The following is a 23713-nucleotide window of genomic DNA, read 5'->3' on the forward strand; positions in this document are numbered from 1 at the left end:
TCTTTTCCTAGATAGTGCCTACCCCTTCAGTACGCCGTCACTGTCGCGGCGGCCAGTTTCTTCAGATCTACCTTGCCGAGCGGTGCACCTGCGGTATCGACCACTATGATGTCCTTGCTGTCTCCGTGCGCAAGGATCTTGATCGCATCCTCGATCGTCGTCCCTGCCGTAACCGTCGGCGTGCCGCTGACGTCGTGATGGATGAGGGAATCCATGATGGCTTCCACCTGGATGACCCGGCCACGGTTCACTTCCCTGACGAAGTTTGCGACATATTCGTCCGCTGGGCGCAGCACGATATCCTGGCTGGTGCCCTGTTGGATGATCTCGCCGTCGCGGAGAATGGCGATCTGGTCGCCGAGCCTGAGCGCCTCATCGAGATCGTGGGTGATGAACACAACCGTCTTTTTGATCTCCTTCTGGAGATCGAGAAGAACCGTCTGCATATCCATGCGGATCAGCGGATCGAGTGCCGAAAAGGCTTCGTCCATCAACAAAACCGGCGCGTCATTGGCGAGCGCACGCGCCAGGCCCACACGCTGCTGCATACCGCCCGAAAGCTGATTGGGGTATTTTTTCTCAAAGCCGTGCAGGCCGACCCGTTCGATCCAGCCCATCGCAGTATCAACCGCCTTTGCACGCGGCGTGCCCTGCACTTCAAGTCCATACAGGGTATTGTCGAGAACGTTGCGATGAGGCAGCAGTGCGAACTTCTGAAACACCATAGCTGTCTGATGCCGACGAAACTCGCGCAGTTCGGCACCACCCATCTTGACCACATCCACCCCATTGACCAGCACCTCGCCAGAAGTGGGATCGATCAAGCGGTTGATGTGGCGGATCAGCGTCGATTTTCCCGAACCCGACAGGCCCATGATGACCTGAATGCAGCCGGCGGGCATTTCGATATTGATGTCCTTCAGTCCGAGAATATGGCCGTATTGTTCGTTTAGGTCTGCTTTGGTAAGACCATTTTGCACGGACTCCACATGCCGGGCCGCATCCGGGCCGAAGATTTTGTAGAGATTGCGTATCCTGATACCGTTGAAACCAGTGTCAGCCATGGACAATCTCCTGATGCTTCTGAAGTCTCTTGCCATAGGCCTGACTGACCCGATCGAAGATGATGGCGATGCCGACAATCGCAAATCCATTGAACATGCCGAGCGTGAAATACTGGTTGGCAATGGCCTTCAGCACTGGCTGCCCCAGCCCCTGTACGCCGATCATGGAGGCGATGACCACCATGGCGAGCGCCATCATGATGGTCTGGTTGATACCGGCCATGATGGTGGGCAGAGCCAGCGGAAGTTGGACCTTGAAGAGTTTTTGCGCATTGGACGAACCGAATGCGTCGGCGGCTTCCAGCACATCCCTGTCAACGAGGCGAATGCCAAGATTGGTGAGCCGGATGATCGGAGGGATCGCATAGACCACCACTGCGATCAGGCCTGGTACGCGACCGATGCCGAGCAGCATGACGACAGGGATCAGATAGACGAAGCTCGGCATGGTCTGCATGACGTCGAGGATCGGGTTAATGAGTTTTTGCAGCCGTTCCGAACGGGTCATCAGAATACCGATCGGTAGGCCGATGATGATCGACAGGATGGTACAGACAAAGATCATCGAGATCGTCCGCATCGCATCCTCCCACATATCGAAATAGCCAATCAGCAGCAGGGTGACGAGGGCGCCGAGCACGACCTTGAGGCTGCGGCTGGCACCCCAGGCGATGGCCAGGATGATAGCGAGAATGATCAGCCATGGTGTCTGTGTCAGGAAACGCTCGGATATGAGCAGGAATTTCTGCAAGGGCGAAAAGAAGTTTTCGATAGCCTCGCCATAGCCACGGGTGAATGTGCGGAATGCGTCGTCAATACCCTTCTTGAGCGCACGCAGGGCGTCGTCATTCATATGCGGGAATCGGTAAAACCAGTCCATTCGGCTCCCCTTTTTTAAAGTCGGCCGTCATTTGCAGCCATTTGGATGGGCAGCGCGGCGCATCGGCGCCGCGCCATGGCACGATCTTAAAGCGCGCCCTTCACCTTCTCTGCGACCTCATCAGGAACCCATTTGGTCCATACATCAGGATAGCTCTTGAGGAATTCCCTGGCGCCATCTTCGCCTGGCGCCTGATTGTCGGCCATCCAGGCAAGCATCTTGTTGACCGTAGCATTCGGCCAGGAGCGGACCTTCAGATATTCGTAAGCAGGACCGGCATTTTCAGCGAATTTCTTGGTGACGATAGTATTGACCTTATCGGTCGGCCATTCATTCGGCTTTGGGTCGGGGCAGTTATCCACCTTGTTGCAGCGGTTCCATTCGGCCTCATCATAAGGCACGCCGGAAGGCAGCCTGACCATATCGTATTTGCCCAGAAGTGCTGTCGGTTCCCAATAATAGCCGATCCAGCCACGTTTGCGCTCGTAAGCATGGATGATGGAACCGTCATGACCAGCTGCCGACCCGGTATCGACCAGATCAAAGCCCGCTTCCTTTGCATTATAGGCCTTGTAATACTGACTGGCGGTGATTGTACCGCCCCAGCCTTGCTGCCCCGCTGACCAGGCTCCCCTTGATGGGTCTTCCGGATTGGGGAAGAGTTCTGGATGCTTGACTGCATCGGCGATGGTTTTGATTTCAGGATGCTCATCGACGATGAACTTGGGAACGTACATTCCCTGTATGCCGCCGTCCACGAAGCCCTGTCCGGCAATCAGCAGTTTACCTTCATCGATGTTCTTCTGTGTCACCGGCGGAATGAGGCTCCCCCACGCTTCGGGCGCGACGTCCGGCTGGCCTTTTTCTGCCATTGAGGTCAGCGTCGGCACCGTGTCGCCGAGTACGATGCTGGAATCGCAGCCATAACCGTTTAAGAGAATGAAATTATCGACATTTGCGAGAAGTTCAGCCGACGCCCAGTTCATGCTGGCGATGGTGACGGTGCCGCACTCAGCGGCATTGGCTGACGAAACGGTGCCGATCAGGCCGAACACCAGACAAGTAGATGCAAGTAGTTTTTTCATTACTGTTCCCCAATAGAGCGTGGTGTACCATTTAGCTGCACAAAGACGCTCTAACCTGTTGAATCTACACATCATGCTTTCCGAAAAATAATTCCTGTTTTCGGACGGATGCTGTAGAAGCCGAACATATTCACCGCTTGCTACGTTCGATTTCCCGTTACGTCAGATCGAACGTAGTTCGCAGTTCATGAATGATGGGCCCTGTGAAAGTCCTAAAGCGCAGCTTCGATCTTCTCAGCGACCTCCGGGGATACCCATTTTACCCAGATGTCTTTGTTATTCTTCAGAAAATGCTTCGCGCCATCTTCGCCGGAAGCCTGATTGTCTGTCATCCACGCCATCAGCTTGGAGACCGTCTCATTGCTCCAGGCACGCTTTTCGAGATAATTCATGGCATCGGGGCCTATCTTGTCGACTGATCCTTTCGCAACGAGCGTGACAATCCGGTCGACAGGAAATGCATTCGGCTTGGGATCGGGGCAGTCGGCCACCGTGTTGCAACGGCCCCACTCTGCCTTGTCATGTGGGACGCCGGGGTCGAGCCGGACCATAGGATATTTGCCCAGAAGCGCGGTCGGCTCCCAATAGAAGCCGACAACATTCTCCTTGCGCTCATATGCTTTGGCAATCGCTCCATCCAGACCTGCCGCGGAGCCGGTATCGACGAGTGTGAAATTACTTTTGTCAGCTTCAAATGCCTTGAAAAGCTGAGCAGTCGTTACCGTGCCGCCCCATCCTTGAGGGCCATTCAGGATCGCTCCTTTTGAGGGGTCTTCTGTCGAAGGGAAAAGCTCAGGATGCTTGAGCATGTCGGGGATAGTCTTTATGTCGGGATGCGCCTCGGCAGTATATTGAGGGATGTACCATCCCTGAATTCCGCCGTCCGGCAAGGGCGAGCCGACCTGAACGATTTTCCCTTCCTCCGTACCTTTGCCGATGACATCCGGAAGGAGGTCGATCCATGCTTCTGGCGCAATATCCGGCTGGCCCTTCTCAGCCATGGATGTAAGTGTAGGCACCGTGTCGCCGAGGGTGATTTCGGCAGCACATCCATATCCTTCATTCAAGATAAGCTTATCGAGGTTTGAAAGCACCTCGGCGCTCTGCCAGTTCATGCTGGCTATGACAATGTTGCCGCATTCTGCGGCATTGGCTGCCGAAACAGTGCCGATGAGGCCGAACACCAGACAAGTGGATGCAAGTAGCTTTCTCATTATCGTTCCCTTATTGCGGCAATTGTTATCTCTGCGAACGGGACGCCGCTTATTCCCGCTTCAAAAGTGATCAGAAAGCGCCTCCCATGGCGCTTGACTTCAGAAAGCCGGCGGCGAGGCCGCCTGCCGACGCGGCATGGATCACCGCAGGCGCGATGGTGCTCCGGAGCCATCCTGCGTAGCCGACTATCTCAATCTTGTTTGCATCTGCCATCGAAACCTCCCTCTCCTTCAGCCAGTTTATCCCGGCTTGTATCCATGCCTCGCAAAAAAGCGGTTCAATTCTCGCTGCTCGGGCCTCTGGCCCGTATAGATCGCTATATATTCGGGAATTCTGAGCATCCGCGTCGGGATATCTTCTTCGGATTGCATCGAAATATAGCCGATCTGCACCAGATAGGTGGTCCTCGCGCGCACATCGGCGCTGATTTCAGCCTCCCCGAAACGGATGAACATGCGCTTGAGCGCTTCCATCCTCTGCTGATCCGCCTCCGTAATCTGGGCCAGGATTTCCTCCGATTGCAAGGCCCAGCTTCGCACGGCGAACTCGAATTTCGAATCGAAGAGATTCTTGTCCAGCCAGCAGTCGAAAACATTCAGCATCGCTTCGCTGAGCGATTCCGCATAGGCTTCCGACTGCCTGATGATAGCACCCGTATTTTTGTCTCGCCATCGCGCGATCAGGGCGCTCAGCAACTCCTCGCGATCCTTGAAAAACCAGTAAAAACTGGTCCGCGACAGATTTAGCTTTTTAGCCAACGGCTGGATTTTCACGGAATCGACGCCTGTTTCCAGTAGCACCTGGTAAGCTGCTTCCAGCCAACCTTCCGCTGATCCTCTCCAACCGCCGTCCTGCACAATCTGGTTCATGGTACAAATCCTAACAAGAAGTCGAAGTGGGACGCAAGTGAAAATGTACACCAATGTCATATTAACATACGGCTATGTTTTCTCCATTGACATATGTGTACAGTCAAGCATAGCGTTGCCCCAATTACACAAAAATGGGAGCACCGGCTATGTCGAACGATCCACTTCTGCAGCCGTATAAACTCAAGCATCTGACGCTTAAAAACCGGATCATCGTCACCTCTCACGAACCCGCCTATCCCGAAGAGGGGATGCCCAAGGAGCGCTATCGCGCCTATACGGTAGAGCGGGCCAAGGGGGGTGTCGCGCTCACCATGACGGCAGGTTCCGCCGCCGTGTCGCGCGACAGCCCCCCGGTTTTCAATAATCTGCTCGCCTATAAGGACGAGATCGTTCCGTGGATCAAGGACATGACCGACGCCGTGCATGAAGCGGGCGCGGCCATCATGATCCAGCTCACCCATCTTGGTCGCCGCACCCGCTGGGACAAGGCCGACTGGCTTCCGGTCCTCGCCCCCTCCCATCACCGTGAACCGGCTCATCGCGCCTTTCCCAAGAAAATGGAGGACTGGGACATTGAGCGGGTCATCAAGGATTTCGCCGACGCCGCCGAACGCATGAAAGCCGGCGGCATGGATGGTGTGGAACTGGAGGCCTATGGCCATCTCATCGACCAGTTCAGTTCACCGCTCACCAATGAGCTTGACGCTCCCTATGGCGGTCCGCTCGAAAACCGTATGCGCTTCTGTCTGGATGTCTTCACGGCCATACGTGAGCGCGTCGGCAATGATTTCATTCTTGGCGTTCGTTACACTGCCGATGAGCGCCTGCCCGGCGGCACGGGGAAGTCCGAAGGGTTGGAAATCTCGCGTCGCCTAAAGGAAAGCGGCCTGATTGACTATCTCAATGTCATTCGCGGCCATATCGACACCGATGCCGGGCTGACGGATGTGATCCCAATTCAGGGCATGGCCAGTGCGCCGCATCTCGATTTTGCTGGCGAAGTGCGCGCCGCAACCAGCTTCCCAACCTTCCACGCCGCCAAAATTCAGGACGTAGCCACCGCACGCCACGCCATCGCATCGGGTAAAGTTGATATGATCGGCATGACCCGCGCGCATATGACCGATCCGCATATCGTGCGCAAGATCATGGAAAAGCGCGAGGACGATATTCGCCCCTGCGTCGGTGCCAATTACTGTCTCGACCGCATCTATCAGGGCGGATCGGCCTATTGCATCCACAATGCCGCCACCGGGCGCGAACTGACCATGCCGCATACCATCAGTAAGGCAACAACACGCAAAAAGGTCGTCGTGATTGGTGCTGGCCCGGCCGGACTGGAAGCGGCCCGCGTTTCAGCGGAGCGTGGACACGAGGTCGTGGTGCTCGAGGCCGCTGCTCATCCGGGCGGGCAGATCCGCCTGACCGCCCAGAGCGAACGCCGTCGCGAAATGATCTCCATCATCGACTGGCGCGTGGCCCAATGCGAAAAGAACCATGTCGTTTTCCATTTCAATACATGGGCAGATGCTCAAACCGTGCAGGCACATAATCCTGATGTGGTCATTATCGCCACTGGCGGCCTGCCTCATACGGAAGTACTCACCCACGGCAACGAGCTTGTCATCTCGGCATGGGATATTATTTCGGGCGACGTGAAGCCCGGCTCCAATGTGCTCATCTATGACGATGCGGGCGATCATGCGGGATTGCAGGCGGCAGAATTCATCGCCAGAACGGGCGCCAGGGTTGAGATCATGACACGCGACCGCGCTTTTGCGCCGGAGGTGATGGCCATGAACCTCGTTCCCTATATGCGCTCGCTGCAAAAACACGATGTGACCTTCACGGTGACGTTCCGTCTGGAAGCGGTCGAAAAGAGCGGCAATCAGCTCATTGCTCATATCGGCAGCGATTATGGCGGCGTGTCGCGGCAGCGCACGGTTGATCAAATCATCGTCAACCACGGCACCATTCCGCTCGATGAGCTCTATTTCGAGCTAAAACCCCTGTCATCCAATGGCGGCGAAAACTCATATGAGCAATTGCTGGCTGGCGCGCCGCAATCGGTGGTCCGCAATCCGGATGGAAAGTTCCAGGTTTTCAGGATTGGCGATGCTGTCGCAGCGCGCAACACTCATGCCGCAATCTATGACGGCTTACGGCTGGCGAAGGATATATAGTTCGATTCTGGGAGGAGAATTTATGACTAATCGCGATGCTGAATTGCAGACTTTTGTGGATGCAGCCCACGCCGCATTCGCAAAATTCACTAATCATGCAGAATCCGAGCGTTCGATCGGCCAGATTTTCGATGTGCTCAAGCAGCCCGGCGAACAACGGGCAGGCGAAGGAAAGCAGCTTCCGGTTTGCCAATATCTCGATGCAGCGATGGCTGTCGATTTGCAGGAGCCTTCATTGCGCCGTTTGGTTGAAAGCTTTAGGGCAATCGCACCACGCCTCGACTGGAGACGGCGCGTCGACACCGCTGGAACGGCAAGCGGCAATTACGTCGATGGCCACGGCAATGCGATGGTGCTTGGTCCCGGCGGGATCGAGGCGCGCAACGATTTGTGGATCGGTGCGACACTGCTCGCCCCCAATGTCCGCTATCCTGACCACGACCACGCCCCGGAAGAAACCTATCTCGTCCTTTCACACAGTGAATTTCGTCAGGGCGACGACGACTGGTTTGCTCCGGGCATCGGCGGCTCGTTCTACAATATTCCGGACATCAAACATGCCATGCGCTCGCTTGATACACCGCTTTTCGCATTCTGGGCATTGCTGGTGAAAAACCCGCATTAAGGGAGCACGATGCTCAGACGTTCTCAATGAGCCAGTCGGCGAAAATACGCGCCTTCACCGATGCGCGTGGATGGATTTTGAGATAAAACGGCACGGGGGAGAATACGCAATCCGGGACAAGCTGTATCAGCCGCCCCTCGCGCATGAGGTTTGCGGTCAGCCCGTCCCATCCCAGAACCGCGCCCACATCGTCCTGCGCGGCCTGAAGGGCGATCATGTAATTATTGATGTAAAAGTTGCGACCTTTCGGTGCAGGCTGCCCGAGAGACGAAAGCCAGTCGGACCATTTCGTCCAGTTGGTTTCCTCGCCACTGGAATGGATCAGCGGGGCTCTTACCAGGTCCTCAATAGTGGAAACGCCATATTCAGCTGCAAAACGCGACGTACCCAGCGCTACGATCCGATCCTGAAAAAGACTGCGGCATTCGTCATTCTCGTCAGGATTTCCGTAATGAATGCTCAGATCGCAGCGGCTGGTTTCGGACGGAACATCGCTGATGATCTGCGCGATGGTGACGGTCGGGTGGATTTTCCAAAAGGCGGAAATCTTTGGCGTGAGCCACAGTGAACTGACGGCCGTGGTCGAGCGGATGGTCACATCGACCGTTTCGGGGCGCTCCCTTATCTGGACGATAGCTTCGGAAATGGATTCAAAGCCACGTTGCAGCGCGACGAATAAAAAAGCCCCCTTTTCCGTCAGTTCCACGCCTTTGCTGCGGCGTATGAACAGGGCGCAGCCTAGATCGACCTCAAGCGCCTTTATCTGATGGCTGATTGCCGCCGGCGTTACGTTCAACTCCTGCGCAGCTTTCTTGAAGCCGAGGTTTCGTGCAGCCGCCTCGAAACAGACGAGGGCGGTTATGGAGGAAAGGTCGTAAGGTCTGGCCATAAAAAACCTCGTCCGAGTTCCGGAATCCCTTTGAAAGGCCGGGAAACCTTGAGATTAGCTAAACTAATCCATGATGAAAAAAAGTGCTATTGCCAAATTGGTTGCCACACATGAGAGTTTTTAGACTGGTTCAAAACAAATAGGGAGGAATTTGTTATCATGAATGCCCAATTCTCGGTACAGGAATTGCTCTCAGCTCGAAAGCCTGGCCATGCTCTGGAGCAACCTTTTTATACGTCGCAGGAAATCTATGATCTGGATCTGGAGCATATTTTCTACAAGGAATGGCTCTATGCCCTCCCGGCCTGTCAGCTTGTAAAACCGGGTAGCTATGCGACCATGCGGGTCGGTGCCTATGACGTCATCATCGTCAAAGGACGTGACAACGAAATCCGCGCCTTTCACAATTCCTGCCGCCATCGCGGCTCTATTATCTGCAAGGCGCGCGAAGGTCAGGTCGCGAAGCTCGTCTGTCCTTATCATCAATGGACCTACGAACTGGACGGCAAGCTTATCTGGGCTAATGACATGGGGTCGGATTTCGATCCATCGGCACATGGTTTGAAGCCGGTTAACCTGCGTAATCTCGTGGGGCTGGTCTATATCTGCCTGTCTGATACGCCGCCGCCTTTTGAAGCCTTCGCTGAACAGGCGCGTCCCTATCTTGAGGTTCACGATCTCCAGAACGCCAAGGTTGCTTATAGCTCGACCATCGTGGAGAAGGGCAACTGGAAACTCGTCTGGGAAAACAACCGCGAATGCTATCATTGCAGCAGCAACCATCCCGCACTCTGCCGCTCATTCCCGCTTGATCCCGAAGTCGCAGGCGTATCCGCAGACGGCTCGATCTCGGCCAGACTTCAAGCGCATTTCGATCGGTGCGAGGCAGCTGGTGCGCCTGCGCGATTCCAGTTGGCCGGTGAAGGACAATACCGTATGGCTCGGATGCCGTTGCAGGAGGGAGCGGTCAGCTACACGATGGACGGCAAAGCGGGCGTAACGAAAAAGCTGGGGCAGCTCACCGTACCGGATGCTGGGTCGTTGCTGGTGTTTCACTATCCATCCACATGGAATCATTTTCTTCCGGATCATTCGCTAACTTTCCGCGTCACGCCGATTAGCCCGACGGAAACGGAAGTCACGACCACTTGGCTCGTTAATAAGGATGCCGTCGAGGGCGTGGACTACGATCTCAAGCGGCTGACGGAAGTGTGGATCGCCACCAATGACGAAGACCGAGAAATCGTCGAAACCAACCAGCAAGGGATATTTTCGCCCGCCTATACGCCTGGGCCTTATTCGCCCAATCAGGAAAGCGGTGTGATCCAGTTCGTGGACTGGTATGCGCTCTGGCTGGAACGCTCGCTGACGCCATTCCGAATGGCTGCGGAGTGAATGCATGCATGTGGTAACAAGGCCGAAGCTCGCATTCTGGACGGATGCGGAAGAGCTTGAATGCGTTTCCTACCTGCCGGAAGCGCCAAACGTCATGACCTTCTGCTTTCAGTCTCCGTCCGGGGCGCTGTTCAGCTTCGATCCGGGGCAGTTCCTTACTTTGGAACTGCCCGTACCGGGCGGATCGATCTATCGGACCTATACGGTTTCATCCTCACCTTCTCGCCCGACATCGCTGACAGTTACCGTCAAGGCACAGCCGGATTCCATTGGTACACGCTGGATGTTCGATCATTTGCGGCCGGGTATGCGTTTGCGTGCGATCGGTCCCGGTGGGAATTTCTCGATCGCGAGTCATCCAGCCGATAAGTATCTTTTTATTTCGGCGGGGTCAGGCATTACGCCGATAATGTCCATGACCACCTATCTCTACGATTCCGGGCGCGATATGGATGTGGTTTTCGTCAACTGCGCGCGGCGCCCGTCAGAGATCATTTTCCGTGAGAGGCTGGAACACATGGCCTCCCGCGTGAATGGGATCGACTTGAAGTGGGTTATTGAGGAAAGCGATCCCTATAATCCATGGACCGGTTACAAGGGCTTTTTCAACCAGTTGATGCTGGGCCTGATGGCACAGGATTATCTGGAGCGTGAGGTCTTTTGCTGTGGACCTGAACCTTTCATGCAGGCGGTGCGCGAGGCACTGATCGGTCTCGGCTACGACATGGAGCGTTATCATCAGGAAAGCTTCCATGCACCGCTGCCGGAAACCGAATTGGTGCCTGACGATGTGACGCCTGACGAGGAAAGCAGGGCGGAAATCGAGTTCACCCTGTCCGGCGTCTCGATGGCCTGCGCAGAGACCGACACCATTCTTGCCGCTGCGCGCGCCGCAGGCTTGATGATTCCTTCAGGTTGCACAATGGGGATTTGCGGGACCTGCAAGATTCACAAGACCGAAGGACAGGTCCATATGGTGCACAATGGCGGCATTACCGATGAGGATATCGAGGATGGCTATATTCTCGCTTGCTGTTCACATCCTCTTGGTCACGTCAAGGTCGAAGTCTGAGCAGGCGGAGGTTTTGAGCTTACCTCCTTTTATTTACCCGGTGGAACGCGGATAATGTCGTGGTGTTTACGGGCATTGCTTATGCTGATTGCCTGTGATCATCCGACAATGTCCTCGCCCCAGCGCGTCAGCGCTTCGCCAGGATCGACGCCTGCCCAATTGATAAGCCGCGCGGCGATCTCTCTGATCATGTCCTCAATGGTAGCTGGTCTGGCATGGAAGGGCGGTACCGGCGGCGCGATGATGGCCCCCATTCGTGCAAGAAGTTGCATGGCCGTTAGATGACCTTCGTGCAGCGGCGCCTCGCGCGCGGCGACGACCAGTCGACGCTTTTCCTTTAGCACCACATCGGCGGCTCTTGTCAGAAGGTTATCGCCCAGCCCATGCGCCATGGCCGCTAGGCTGCGCATGGAACACGGTACCACGATCATGCCTTCGGTGCGGAAGGAGCCGCTGGCGATGGGAGCGGCCAGGTTGCGGGGCGAGTGAACCTGATCGGCCAGCGCGCTCATCTGGTCAAATCCGCTGGTGCCGAGTTCGTGGGCAATGGTTATGCGCGCACCAGCGGTTATGACCAAATGCGTTTCCAATTCCTTGTCTGCCAGCTGCCGCAGTGTTTCCAGCGCCAGAACCGCACCCGAAGCGCCGGTGATGCCAACGATCATGCGCCTTCGCATTCCATCACCTTTCCTAATTGAGACAACAACTCCGGCCACCGCTCATTCACGCTATGCTGTATTGCGGCTTCCATTTCCAGCTTCACCCCCCATTCCCGGCTGGTTTCGCTGCCGACCTTGCGCGTGGCGTCGAAGCCGACTTTGCCGCCCAGCCCCTCCAGCGGAGAGGCGAAATCGAGATGGTCGATCGGGGTACGTTCGGCCAGCATCAGATCGCGCGACGGGTCCATGCGCGTAGCGAGCGCCCACATCACGTCAGCCCAGGAACTGATGTCGATATCGTCATCCACCACGATGAGCATCTTGGTCATGGAAAATTGCGGCAGCAGGGACCAGAATCCCATCATGACGCGCCGCGCCTGCCCGACATATTTCTTGGCGATCGAAATCACCGCGATCCTATAGGAACAGGCTTCCGGTGGCAGCCATACATCCACGATTTCGGGCAATTGCTGGCGCAACAGCGGCTTGAAAATCTCCAGCAGCGCCGTTCCCAGTATGGCTGGCTCGTCAGGTGCGCGACCGGTGAAGGTAGTGAGATAGGCTGCATCATTGCGGACCCGCATCCTCTTGAGGGTGAAAACCGGATAGTATTCGGGTGCGTTATAATAACCGGTATGGTCGCCGAACGGTCCTTCAAGCGCGGTTTCGGTCAGCGATACGGTTCCCTCCAAGACGATTTCGGCGCTTGCTGGCACATGCAGGGGAATTTCGGCGCATGGCGCAAGTCCCGCCCGCCGGTTATTAATCATGCCCGCTAGTGCAAGTTCCGATATGCCCTCGGGCGCGGGCATCACGGCGGCGAGTAGCGTTGCGGGGTCCGCACCGATTACTACGGCAACCGGCATCTCCTGTTCCAGCGCTTGCCACAGACGATGATGGCTGGCGCCACCGCGCATCGGCAGCCAACGGATGATTGCGCGGTCGGGACCGATCACCTGCATGCGGTAGATGCCAAGGTTGTAGGTGCTCACATCGTCCTCGCCCGGTGGGCGGGTGATGACTACTGGCCATGTGATCAGCGGCCCGGCATCGCCCGGCCAGCAGGTCTGTACTGGCAGTTGCGAGAAATCGGGATTGGTTTCCTGCCATTGTTGGGGTGCCCTGACAATCTTCGGTCTTGCCTGAAGTGCGCCGCGCGCTGCCGGCAGCAACAGCCGTGCCTGCTTCAGATTTTGCGGCGGCTGCGGCGAACGCATCCATGCCAGAAGCGCCCCTAGTTCGGCGAGGCCGGCCATATCCGTACCCAACCCCCAGGCCACGCGCCGGGGCGTGCCGAACAGGTTTGTCACCACTGGCAGAGCAGCGGGGGTGCCATCTCCGTTCAGTGCCCGCGTCAATCGCATCGCTGGCCCGCCCGCAGCAATGACACGGCGATGGATTTCAGTGATTTCGAGATGCATCGAAATGGGCGCCGAAATCGTGGCAAGCTCATCCTTCCCCTCCAGAAAGGAGAGAAACGAGCCGAGATCACCAAATGGAGGAAAGCTACGCCGATGCATGAAATGGCTCCGATCAATCAGGATAAGCTGTGTCGCTCAAGCCATGCAGGGCGTGTAAAGTCGTTGCGGTAGCGCAAAGAACCTCCAATCCGGGCAGACCGAAGATCTCAAACTGCCGCCAGCACCTGAGCCTTCGCCGGTTACAAGATGAATCCCGTTCTGTTTGACACAGCGCAAAGTTCTTTTTTCCATTTGTATATATCGATCAGGCTGCCATGATACGGAGGTCTAGATGGGTCCCAATCTTCATGAGGGCGCCAGCCTTCCCGCTTTAATCCGGCGCAGCCTTCCCCCACGTTCAGGTGCGCCTCTGGGGCCGCTGCTTACCTTGTCGCTGCGTTCACTGGCGCGGCGCTTCCCGCGCTTGTTCGAACGGCTGGGCGAATATCGTACCCTACGCTACCTGATCGACCCGACCGACCTGCCATTCGCCTTCATCATGGTCCCCGATGATCGGGCCTCGGTGGTGCGCGTCACCGGAAAAGATACTGAAAGCTCCTGCGACGTTGTCATTCGCGGTCCGATCCTGATGCTGCTTGGCATACTTGACGGCACGCTGGATGGCGATGCGCTGTTCTTCCACCGTACTATCTCCGTTAGCGGTCGCACAGAGGCGGTGGTGGCATTGCGCAACGCCATTGAGGACGCCGAGCTGCGTCCATCCGATCTTCTGGGTCTGCGCGGGACACTCGCCCGTGTTGCGGATGCCGGCATCCTCGGTGGTCTCGGTACGATCCGCCATATGGTGGCGAACGCCCCTTTAACTGAAGGCAGCCGGATATGAGCGGCAATATGGAACTGGTTTGTCCGGCAGGAACACCGGCGACGCTGCGCGCTGCCGTACAGGCGGGTGCTGACGCGGTCTATTGCGGCTTCCGCGACGAAACCAATGCACGTAATTTCCCTGGTCTCAATTTTTCGCCTGCGGAGATGGCTGAAAGCGTCCAGTTTGCCCACGATCATGGCAGTAAGGTACTGGTCGCCATCAACACTTTCGCGCGTGCCGGCGGCATCGATCCCTGGCGCAAAGCAGCCGACACGGCAGCCGAATGTGGTGCCGATGCCATCATCGCTGCCGACATCGCCGTGCTCGATCATATGGCGAATGAACATCCAGATACGCGCCTGCACCTGTCCGTTCAGGCGGCGGCTGCAACGCCCGAGGCGATCGCCTTCTATGTGCAAACCTTCGGCGTGCGCCGCGTCGTGCTGCCGCGCGTACTTTCTGTGCAGGAGATTGCAGCTCTGAACCGCGCGATCGATGTGGAGACGGAGGTCTTCGTGTTCGGCGGTTTGTGCGTCATGATCGAGGGCCGGTGTTATCTTTCTTCCTACGCTGCCGGCAAGTCGCCGAACCTCGATGGCGTGTGTTCCCCACCGGAAATGGTGAGCTATGACGAGGACAAGGATGGCATAGCCGCGCGGTTAGCCGGCTTCACTATTGATCGCTATGAGCCTGGTGCACCCGCTGGCTACCCCACATTGTGCAAGGGCAGGTTCAAGGCAGGGAGCAAGACCGGCTATCTGTTTGAAGATCCCGTCAGTCTCAATGCCGGCAGCATGATTGTCGCGTTGAAGGCGGCTGGGGTCACTGCGCTGAAGATTGAGGGCCGTCAACGGGGCAAGGGCTATGTTACCGAGGTTGTGCGCGCCTTCAGGAAGGCGGTGGATGCTGCTGAGCAGGGCCATGACGCCACCGAGATCGACAGTATTCTGTCCAGTATGTCGGAAGGCGGCAGGCAGACCACAGGCGCTTATCGCAAGATCTGGAGATAAATGATGCCGCTGATCAAGCTGACATTGGGGCCGCTCTTCTTCCACTGGCCGACTGATCGCCTGCGCGACTTTTACGCTCGCATCGCCGACGAGGCACCGGTGGAGCGCGTTCATGTCGGCGAGGTGGTGTGCGGCAAGCGTATGCCATTTTCCGATCCCATCTGGCCGGAGATTATCGAACGGCTTGAGCGCGGCGGCAAGGAGGTGGTGCTGTCCACACTTGCTGCTCCCGCGACTGTGCGTGAGCGCCGTGCCGTTGCAGGCTTATGCGGGAATGAACGGCTGGTTGAGATCAACGATGTCACGGCCCTGCCTGCTCGCGGCGGCACGCCCTTCGTTACCGGGCCTTTTCTTAATGTCTACAACGAGGCAACGGCGCGCTTTCTTATCCGCCACGGCGCGGCCACCATCTGCCCACCCGTCGAGCTTTCCCTCAAAACCGTGGGTACGATAGCTGCGGCCTGTCCGGAGGCGGAGTTCGAGATATTCGCTTTTGGGCGGCTGCCGCTGGCGATTTCGGGACGTTGTTATCATGCGAGGCTGCATGGGCTGCATAAGGATTCATGCCAGTTCACCTGCGAACAGGATCTGGACGGTCTTGCCGTCGACACGCTGGACGACCAGCCATTCTTGGCGATCAACGGCGTGCAGACTCTTTCAGCGCAGGTGCACGCTGTTCTGGCCGATCCGGCTGAATTTTCTGCCTACGGCATAAAACGGCTGCGGTTGTCGCCGCATGGCTGCGACATGGTAGAAGTGGCGAAAACCTACAGAGGGATTATCGAGGGGCGGCAGGAACCGCAAGCGGCGCGTTTCGTCTTGTCCTGTCTTGACCTGCCGGGAACGCTGGTTGACGGATATGCGCGAGGCGAGGCAGGATCGCTGCCGGTAGTGCCAACCTGAGCCAATTTCCAGAAGGCGGCGAAGGATATGATGCAATAGATATCCTGACTGTAGGCTCCGTTCATGGCATTTCAGCAAAGTCGATGCCAGTCACTTCAGCCTGTGCTGCGAGCTCCTGGACATAGATGCGGCTGGCACGTACCCAGTCGGCCTTTTCCTGCGCTTCGCGCAGATGCGGCAACACAGTCGAAAAAGGTAGCACCTCGCCGCGCACCCTCGCATCCAGTCGGATCAGGTGGAGGCCATAACGAGATTCCACCGGTGTTTCGGAAATGGCTCCTTCTTCCATAAGGCCAAGAGCCGCCTCGAATTCTGGCACCGTATCGCCCGAGGCAAGCTGGCCGAGCACCCCCCCATTCGCCCGCGATGGGCAGGCGCTGTATTCGGCCGCTAGCGCTGCGAAGCGGCGTGGATCGTGTTTGAGATCAGCAAGCACGGCATCGGCCCTCTGGCGTGCTGTTTCGCGTGCGACTGTATCGCCGGGGGCGGCGGTAAACAGGATATGCGCGGCCTCGAACAATGAGGGACCGCGAAATCTGTCCGGCGCGGCGTCATAGACCGCGCGTAATCGGGCTTCGTCGATCGCAGTCGGTGCGATGGCGCTTTCCAGAAGCTGGCGGATCAGCGCCTCCTCCTGCGTTTCCCATTTCCCTTCTTCCAGTTCGATTGGTTCGGGTGTGATGCGGCGCGTCCTTGCCTCCTGCAACAGAATCTCACGCAGCACCAACGCCTGCGCTGCCGCCTGCCAGGCCCAGCCGGGCTTGCCTTTCGGCACCGGATGATTTTGCGCTTCTGCCGCGATTGCCTCGGCGGCGATGGTGATGCCGTTGACTGTAACCGGCACTGGAGCGTTGGTAAAATCGAGGACTCTCATTCGCCCGGCTCCATACCTGACCGCGCCAATGGCTTCAGCCCGGTAGGCGCGGGCTTGGCCCCGCGCCGAGAGCGCACGATCTGATAGCCAGGTCGCCATAGATAGCGCACCGGGGCTGAGAACATATGCACCAGTCGGGTGAAGGGAAACAGCAGGAAGATGGTCAGGCCAAGCAGGATATGCGCCTTGAACAGCCAGTGCACGCCAGCGACATAATCGGCTGCGCCGGAGCGCAGATAGACTATGCTTTGCGCCCAGTTCATCAATCTGACCATTTCCGAACCGTCGAGATGGCCGAGCGAAACCACGATGCTGGCGAGTCCCAGCAGCAGTTGCGCCATCAGCAACACCATGATGCCGGTATCGGCCAGGGTGGAGTTGGCACGGATACGCGGATCGAACAGTCGCCGGTGCAACAAGAGCATGCCGCCCACCAGCGCCATCAATCCGGCTATGCCGCCCGCCAGGATGGCAAGGATTTGCTTTGCTTCATGGCTGATGCCCAGCGCGTCGAATATCTGGATCGGGGTCAGAAGGCCGACCAGATGCCCGGCAAAGATCGCCAGCACACCAACATGAAACAGCACCGATCCAGCAATGAACTGCCGCTTGCGCAGGAGCTGGCTCGATTTGGATTTCCAGGTGAAGGGATCGCGGTCGTAGCGGATGATACTTGCCACGACCATCACGGTGATGGCGATATAAGGATAGATACCGAAGAGGAAGTTATTCATCTCTGCCTCCCATTTAGCGTACGGTCGACGCCGGTGCGGGGTCCATGCGGGCAAGAATATCGCGGCTGATCGGGCAGCCAGCGTTCGGATCGGGGCCGAAAGTGACCTGCGCTTCCTCCCAGACAGCATCAAGGGCGTCCAAATCTTCCGGATTGTCATCCTGTTGCGACAGCAGCGCCTGCGCTTCTTCCGTCTCCGGATCGGCAGAGGCGAACGTCACCAGCGCTTCGAACACGGCGCCATAAACGCTTTCGCGTCGCGCCAGCCGCTCGGCAAGGGCGATGAGGATATGGCCTGCATCGGCCAGAATCTCACGCGCCTCGGCCAGCGGCTGCGTCGAAAGAAACTCCAGCAGCACCGGCAGGTAGTCGGGCAGTTCTGTCCCGGCAAGATCGAATCCGCCGGCACGATAGGTTTCCAAAAGATCGACCATTGCTCCGCCCCGGTCGCGGCTTTCGCCATGCACATGCTCGAACAGATTGAGCGACAAGGTGCGCGAACGGTCGAACAGCAGTACATAGCGCTCCTGAAGATCGTAAAGGTCGCCAGTCTCCAGCGAGGCTAGAAGGGGTTCCAGCGCAGCAATAGCGGCTGATGACACGACACCTTCACTCAAAACCTCGCGGATCGCCGGGATTGCCTGTTGCAGATCATGGCCCGGATAAGTGAGCAGGGCCGACAGGGCTTTGAAGGTCTTCATGCAATGAACTCCTGCGGGCTGCGGAACTTTTTCTTGCCACCAAACAGCGATTGGCCTGAGTGACCGGACGAGCAGCCATTGCCGTCGGTGAAGCCGCAACCGCCCTTGAGGTCATAAGCGTCCTCGACCAGTTCGCGATGGGTGGTGGGAATAACGAAACGATCCTCGTAATTAGCGATGGCCAGAAGCTGGTACATCTCGTCGATCTGTAGCGGGGTCAGGCCGACGCGCTTGGCCACGCCCAGATTGACGACGCCATCGACCGTCTTGGAACGCATATAGGAGCGCATCGCCAGCATCCGCTCCAGCGCCGAGACGATTGGCGCTTCGTCGCCTGCGGTGAGCATATTGGCAAGATAACGCACCGGAATGCGCAATGAGCGCACATCGGGCATATCGTCCTGCGCAGAAATCCGACCTGCTTCGGCCGCGTTCTGGATCGGCGACAGCGGAGGGACGTACCAGACCATGGGTAAGGTGCGATATTCGGGATGCAGCGGGAATGCGATCTTCCATTCCATCGCCATCTTCCAGATCGGGGAAGCCTGCGCGCCCCTGATCCAGTCTTCGGGAACGCCTTCGGCGCGCGCTGCGGCGATCACTTCCGGGTCGTTGGGGTCGAGAAAAACGCCGAGCTGGGCATCATAAAGATCCTTCTCGTTTTCCACGCTTGCCGCTTCAGCGATTCTGTCGGCGTCGTAAAGCATGACACCCAGATAGCGGATGCGGCCCACGCAGGTCTCGGAGCACACTGTCGGCTGGCCGCTTTCCAGGCGCGGATAGCACAGCGTGCATTTCTCGGATTTGCCGGTCGACCAGTTGTAATAGATTTTCTTGTAGGGACAGCCCGAGACGCACATGCGCCAGCCCCGGCATTTTTCCTGATCAATCAGGACAACGCCATCATCCTCGCGTTTATAGATCGCCCCCGAAGGACAAGAAGCCACACAGCTCGGGTTAAGGCAGTGCTCGCACAGCCGCGGCAGATACATCATGAAGGTGTTTTCGTATTCGCCGTAAATTTCCTTCTGGATGCCCTCGAAATTGTAGTCCTTGGAGCGCTTTTCGAACTCGCCGCCAAGGATTTCTTCCCAGTTCGGCCCCCATTCGATTTTTTCCATGCGCTCGCCCGAAATCTTCGAGCGCGGGCGTGCAGTTGGAAATGCCTTCATTTCCGGCGCGGACTTCAGATGATCATAGTCGAAATCGAAAGGCTCGTAGAAATCATCGATCTCGGGCAGGTCGGGATTGGCGAAGATGTTCGCCAGGATACGCCATTTACCGCCCTGTCTGGGTTGCAGCGCACCGGTCTTCGTCCGGGTCCAGCCGCCGTTCCAGCGCTTCTGGTTTTCCCAGTCCTTGGGGTAGCCGATGCCTGGCTTGGTCTCGACATTGTTGAACCAGGCATATTCGACGCCTTCGCGGCTGGTCCATACATTTTTGCAGGTGACGGAGCATGTGTGGCACCCGATACATTTATCGAGGTTCAGCACCATTCCAATCTGGGCACGTACCTTCATTCTGCTGCCTCCGTAGCCTGTGTTGCGGGCTGGTCCATCCAATCGATTTTCGACAATTTGCGCAGGATCACGAACTCGTCGCGGTTGGAACCGACGGTGCCGTAATAATTGAAGCCATAGGCAAGCTGGGCATAGCCACCGATCATATGAGTGGGCTTCAGCACGATACGGGTGACGGAGTTGTGGATGCCGCCGCGCTTGCCAGTCACCTGGCTACCGGGCGTGTTTATGATTTTCTCCTGCGCGTGATACATAAACATGGAACCTTCCTTCATGCGCTGGCTGACCACTGCGCGCGCGGTAATGGCGCCATTGATGTTGAAGACCTCGACCCAGTCATTATCGACCAGCCCCGCCGTTTTGGCATCAGTCTCGGAAATCCACACCACCGGGCCGCCCCGGTTCAGAGTCAACATCAGCAGATTGTCGGTATAGGTGGAATGGATGCCCCATTTCTGGTGCGGCGTGAGAAAGTTCAGCACCACATGTGGCTCGTCCGCAGCCAGCGGCCGTCTGGCGTTCTCGCCTACCGTTTTCAGGTCTACTGGTGGGCGCCAGGTAACGAAGCCCTCGCCGAAGGCTCGCATCCATTCATGGTCCTGATAGAGCTGTTGGCGGCCAGTGACCGTGCGCCAGGGGATCAGCTCATGTACATTGGTCCAGCCGGCATTGTAGCAGACTTCCTCGCTCTCGATGCCCGACCATGTGGGCGATGAGATGATCTTGCGCGGCTGGGCGGCGATGTCGCGGAAGCGGATCTTTTCGTCCCGCTTGACTTCGGCCAGATGTCGGTGGCTTTTGCCTGTCGCCTTGCTGAGCGCGTCCCACGCCTTTACCGCTACCTCGCCATTGGTTTCGGGCGCCAGCATCAGGATCATCTCGGCGGCGTCGATAGCGGTATCGAGACGGGCCATGCCCTGTGTCGCACCCTCCTCAGTGACAGTGCCGTTCAGGGTCTTGAGATGGTGGACTTCCTCTTTTGTATCCCAAGCGATACCCTTGCCGCCATTGCCGGCCTTTTCCATCAGTGGCCCGACAGCGGTGAAGCGCTTATAGAGATTGGGATAGTCGCGCTCGACGGCGATATATGCCGGTGCTGTTTGGCCTGGAACCAACTCGCATTCGTCCCGTTTCCAGTCGCGCACCACGCCTTGCGCCAGTTCGCCGGGGCTGTCGTGCTGCAAGGGCAGTTGCACCAAGTCGCTTTCCACTCCGAGGATTTCCGGAGCCACTTCAGAAAACTTCTTCGCGATCGCCTTGAAGATTTCCCAGTCGGTTTTCGATTCATAGGCCGGGTCCACCGCAGCTTGCAGCGGATGGATGAAGGGATGCATGTCGGACGTGTTCATATCGTCCTTTTCATACCAACTGGCTGTAGGCAGCACGATGTCGGCATAGACAGCGGTGGTCGACATGCGGAAATCAATGGTAACGAGCAGGTCGAGTTTCCCTTCTGGCGCATTGTCGTGCCAGACAGCCTCGACCGGTTTCACGCCGCCCTCTGCGCCAAGATCCTTGCCTTGCACGCCATGATCGGTGCCGAGCAGGTGCTTGAGGAAATATTCATGTCCCTTGCCGGACGAGCCGAGCAGGTTGGAGCGCCACACGAACAGATTGCGCGGCCAGTTTTCCGGTGCGTCCGGGTCTTCGCAGGACATTTGCAGCTCGCCTGATTTCAGGCGCTCAGCCACATAGCTTCCCGCATCAACACCCGCGGCCCTGGCAGCGCGACCGACCTCCAGCGGATTGGTCTTCAATTGCGGAGCCGAAGGCAGCCAGCCCATACGTTCGGCGCGGATGTTGTAGTCGATCAGGCTGAGTTTGTGCCAGTCGCCGCTCGGTGCAGTCGGCGAGAGAATTTCGGCGGCGCTCACTGTCTCGTAGCGCCACTGGTCGGTATGAGCATAAAAGGCACTGGTGGAATTCATGTGGCGCGGCGGGCGCGCCCAGTCGAGCGCGAAGGCCAGCGGCGTCCAGCCGGTCTGCGGTCGCAGCTTTTCCTGCCCGACATAATGCGACCAGCCGCCGCCCGACTGGCCCACGCAACCGCACATCACCAGCATATTGATGACTGCACGATAGTTCATGTCCATATTGAACCAGTGGTTCATGCCTGCGCCGATAATAACCATGGAACGGCCATTGGTCTTCTCGGCGTTGGCGGCAAATTCGCGCGCGACCTGAACGATCTTATCTCGGCGCACACCAGTGATGCGCTCTGCCCAGGCCGGGGTGAAGGGCACGTCGGCGTCATAATCAGAGGCTACATGTTCGCCGCCCAGGCCACGGTTGAGGCTATAATTGGCGCATAAGAGATCGAAGACCGTGGCGACGAGCACCTCTTTGCCATCGGCAAGCATCATCCGCTTCACCGGCACTTTGCGGGTCAGTACTTCGCCGCGGTCGTCCACTTCAAAGCCATTGGTGGCAGCGCCGCCAAAATAGGGGAAGTCAACCCCTGCCACTTCGTCATGGTCCCTATCCAGAATCAGGCTGAGTTTGAGTTTGACATCCTCCTTGCCAGCCTTCTGCTCCAGATTCCATTTGCCTTCCTCCCCCCAACGGAAGCCAATGGAGCCGTTGGGGGCGACGATTTTGCCAGACAATTCGTCGATGCCGACCGTCTTCCAGTCAGGATTGTTCTTCTCGCCCAGCCCGCCTGTGAAATCGGAAGCGCGCAACTGCTTGCCGGGCACAAGCCTTTCGCCTTGGCGATCAAGGCGCACCAGCATCGGCATGTCGGAATATTTGCGGCAGTAATCCTCGAAATATGGAACCTGCCGGTCGAGGTGGAATTCGCGCAGAATGACATGGCCAAAGGCCATGCCTAGTGCCGCGTCCGTGCCTTGCTTGGCACTCAGCCAGATGTCGCCGAACTTGGCAGCCTCGGAATAGTCGGGACAAATGACGGCGCTCTTGGTGCCTTTATAGCGCACTTCGGTATAGAAATGGGCGTCGGGTGTACGTGTCTGTGGCACGTTGGAACCCCACAGCAGCAGATAGCCCGCATTGTACCAGTCGGCGGATTCGGGAACATCGGTCTGCTCGCCCCAGGTTTGTGGGCTGGCCGGCGGCAGATCGCAATACCAGTCATAGAAGGACATACAGGTGCCGCCGAGTAGCGACAAATAGCGCGTACCCGCCGCATAGGAGACCATCGACATGGCCGGGATTGGTGAGAAGCCGAACACTCGGTCGGGGCCGTATTTGCGCGTCGTATAGGCATTGGCGGCGGCGACGATCTCGGTTGCCTCGTCCCAGCTCGCCCGCACGAAACCGCCCTTGCCACGGATACGCGTATAGCTTTCACGCGCCCCCGCATCACTCTGGATCGCCGTCCAGGCATCGATCGGGCTCATGGTCTTGCGCTTTTCGCGCCATAGGCGCATCAACCGGCCACGGATCAGCGGCGTTTTTACCCGGTTGGCGCTGTAGAGATACCAGCTGTAGGAAGCACCACGCGCGCAGCCGCGCGGCTCGTGATTAGGCAGATCGGGTCGCGTGCGCGGATAGTCAGTCTGCTGCGTCTCCCAGGTGACGATCCCGGATTTGACATAGATCTTCCATGAGCAGGAGCCGGTACAGTTTACCCCGTGGGTGGAGCGCACGATCTTGTCGTGCTGCCAACGACGGCGATAGACATCTTCCCAGTCGCGGTTCTCGATCGTCGTCTGTCCGTGACCATCGGCGAAGGTGTCTTTGCGCAACGATGTCAGGAAGTTTAGTCGATCCAGCAATTGGCTCATG

At 57.6% G+C, this 23713-nt stretch carries 21 protein-coding genes; 7 read left to right on the forward strand and 14 right to left on the reverse strand.

Translation table 11 applies throughout. The features are described from left to right. Positions 1-26 precede the first annotated feature (26 nt). The 6 genes from KUG47_RS08725 to KUG47_RS08750 form a co-directional block, all read right to left on the reverse strand. Positions 27-1064 (reverse strand): quaternary amine ABC transporter ATP-binding protein, encoded by a 1038-nt coding sequence (locus KUG47_RS08725; RefSeq protein ID WP_217677577.1) that lies wholly within the window; start codon positions 1062-1064, stop codon positions 27-29. Further along, entirely contained in the window at positions 1057-1944 is an 888-nt protein-coding gene (locus KUG47_RS08730) for an ABC transporter permease (protein WP_217677578.1), read from the reverse strand. Before KUG47_RS08730 ends, KUG47_RS08725 begins: the two co-directional genes overlap by 8 nt. An 86-nt stretch (positions 1945-2030) precedes the next feature. Continuing rightward, complete coding sequence (locus tag KUG47_RS08735; RefSeq protein ID WP_217677579.1) at positions 2031-3029, reverse strand: ABC transporter substrate-binding protein; 999 nt, start codon at positions 3027-3029, stop codon at positions 2031-2033. A 212-nt stretch (positions 3030-3241) separates the two neighbouring features. Further along, complete coding sequence (locus KUG47_RS08740) at positions 3242-4243, reverse strand: ABC transporter substrate-binding protein (protein WP_217677580.1); 1002 nt, start codon at positions 4241-4243, stop codon at positions 3242-3244. 70 nt (positions 4244-4313) lie between these two features. Beyond that, on the reverse strand, positions 4314-4457 hold the full coding sequence (locus KUG47_RS08745) for a hypothetical protein (RefSeq protein ID WP_217677581.1): 144 nt from the start codon (positions 4455-4457) through the stop codon (positions 4314-4316). Positions 4458-4483: 26 nt separating this feature from the next. Continuing rightward, complete coding sequence (locus KUG47_RS08750; RefSeq protein WP_217677582.1) at positions 4484-5113, reverse strand: TetR/AcrR family transcriptional regulator; 630 nt, start codon at positions 5111-5113, stop codon at positions 4484-4486. A gap of 149 nt (positions 5114-5262) precedes the next feature. Here KUG47_RS08750 and KUG47_RS08755 point away from each other — a divergent pair, with 149 nt between their 5' ends. Then, positions 5263-7299, forward strand: coding sequence for an NADH:flavin oxidoreductase (locus KUG47_RS08755; protein ID WP_217677583.1), 2037 nt, complete (start codon positions 5263-5265; stop codon positions 7297-7299). A 22-nt stretch (positions 7300-7321) separates the two neighbouring features. Next, positions 7322-7924 carry a dimethylsulfonioproprionate lyase family protein gene (locus KUG47_RS08760; protein WP_217677584.1) on the forward strand — a complete coding sequence of 201 codons (603 nt, stop codon included), beginning with the start codon at positions 7322-7324 and terminating at the stop codon, positions 7922-7924. A 13-nt stretch (positions 7925-7937) separates the two neighbouring features. Here the strand turns inward: KUG47_RS08760 and KUG47_RS08765 are convergent, their stop codons facing one another. Next, a complete protein-coding gene (locus tag KUG47_RS08765; protein ID WP_217677585.1) occupies positions 7938-8813 on the reverse strand; it encodes a LysR family transcriptional regulator in 876 nt (291 codons plus the stop codon). Positions 8814-8972: 159 nt separating this feature from the next. Between KUG47_RS08765 and KUG47_RS08770 the strand changes: the two genes are divergently transcribed. Next, entirely contained in the window at positions 8973-10208 is a 1236-nt protein-coding gene (locus tag KUG47_RS08770; RefSeq protein WP_217677586.1) for an aromatic ring-hydroxylating oxygenase subunit alpha, read from the forward strand. A 4-nt stretch (positions 10209-10212) separates the two neighbouring features. Next, on the forward strand, positions 10213-11280 hold the full coding sequence (locus tag KUG47_RS08775; RefSeq protein ID WP_217677587.1) for an FAD-binding oxidoreductase: 1068 nt from the start codon (positions 10213-10215) through the stop codon (positions 11278-11280). A gap of 98 nt (positions 11281-11378) precedes the next feature. On the opposite strand, the gene KUG47_RS08780 is transcribed toward KUG47_RS08775, so the two are convergent. After that, on the reverse strand, positions 11379-11957 hold the full coding sequence (locus KUG47_RS08780; protein ID WP_217677588.1) for a UbiX family flavin prenyltransferase: 579 nt from the start codon (positions 11955-11957) through the stop codon (positions 11379-11381). After that, entirely contained in the window at positions 11942-13459 is a 1518-nt protein-coding gene (locus tag KUG47_RS08785) for a UbiD family decarboxylase (protein ID WP_217677589.1), read from the reverse strand. Before KUG47_RS08785 ends, KUG47_RS08780 begins: the two co-directional genes overlap by 16 nt. A gap of 232 nt (positions 13460-13691) precedes the next feature. On the opposite strand from KUG47_RS08785, the gene ubiT reads away from it, so the two are divergent. The 3 genes from ubiT to ubiV are packed head-to-tail and all read left to right on the forward strand — an operon-like array spanning position 13692 to position 16138. Continuing rightward, positions 13692-14243 (forward strand): ubiquinone anaerobic biosynthesis accessory factor UbiT, encoded by a 552-nt coding sequence (gene ubiT, locus KUG47_RS08790; RefSeq protein WP_217677590.1) that lies wholly within the window; start codon positions 13692-13694, stop codon positions 14241-14243. Positions 14244-14251: 8 nt separating this feature from the next. Then, complete coding sequence (ubiU, locus tag KUG47_RS08795) at positions 14252-15235, forward strand: ubiquinone anaerobic biosynthesis protein UbiU (RefSeq protein ID WP_217677796.1); 984 nt, start codon at positions 14252-14254, stop codon at positions 15233-15235. Between the two features lie 3 nt (positions 15236-15238). Next, positions 15239-16138, forward strand: coding sequence for a ubiquinone anaerobic biosynthesis protein UbiV (gene ubiV, locus KUG47_RS08800; protein WP_217677797.1), 900 nt, complete (start codon positions 15239-15241; stop codon positions 16136-16138). A 61-nt stretch (positions 16139-16199) separates the two neighbouring features. Here the strand turns inward: ubiV and KUG47_RS08805 are convergent, their stop codons facing one another. The 5 genes from KUG47_RS08805 to KUG47_RS08825 are packed head-to-tail and all read right to left on the reverse strand — an operon-like array spanning position 16200 to position 23712. Then, entirely contained in the window at positions 16200-17012 is an 813-nt protein-coding gene (locus KUG47_RS08805) for a peptidylprolyl isomerase (RefSeq protein WP_217677591.1), read from the reverse strand. Next, on the reverse strand, positions 17009-17746 hold the full coding sequence (gene narI / locus KUG47_RS08810; protein WP_217677592.1) for a respiratory nitrate reductase subunit gamma: 738 nt from the start codon (positions 17744-17746) through the stop codon (positions 17009-17011). Before narI ends, KUG47_RS08805 begins: the two co-directional genes overlap by 4 nt. 13 nt (positions 17747-17759) lie before the next feature. Further along, positions 17760-18446 (reverse strand): nitrate reductase molybdenum cofactor assembly chaperone, encoded by a 687-nt coding sequence (narJ, locus tag KUG47_RS08815; protein ID WP_217677593.1) that lies wholly within the window; start codon positions 18444-18446, stop codon positions 17760-17762. Then, positions 18443-19966 carry a nitrate reductase subunit beta gene (gene narH / locus KUG47_RS08820; RefSeq protein ID WP_217677594.1) on the reverse strand — a complete coding sequence of 508 codons (1524 nt, stop codon included), beginning with the start codon at positions 19964-19966 and terminating at the stop codon, positions 18443-18445. The genes narJ and narH overlap by 4 nt, the downstream gene beginning before the upstream one ends. Next, positions 19963-23712 carry a nitrate reductase subunit alpha gene (locus KUG47_RS08825; RefSeq protein WP_217677595.1) on the reverse strand — a complete coding sequence of 1250 codons (3750 nt, stop codon included), beginning with the start codon at positions 23710-23712 and terminating at the stop codon, positions 19963-19965. The genes narH and KUG47_RS08825 overlap by 4 nt, the downstream gene beginning before the upstream one ends. Position 23713 lies beyond the last annotated feature (1 nt).

The organism is Falsochrobactrum tianjinense, assembly GCF_019100495.1.
GTDB lineage: Bacteria > Pseudomonadota > Alphaproteobacteria > Rhizobiales > Rhizobiaceae > Brucella > Brucella tianjinense.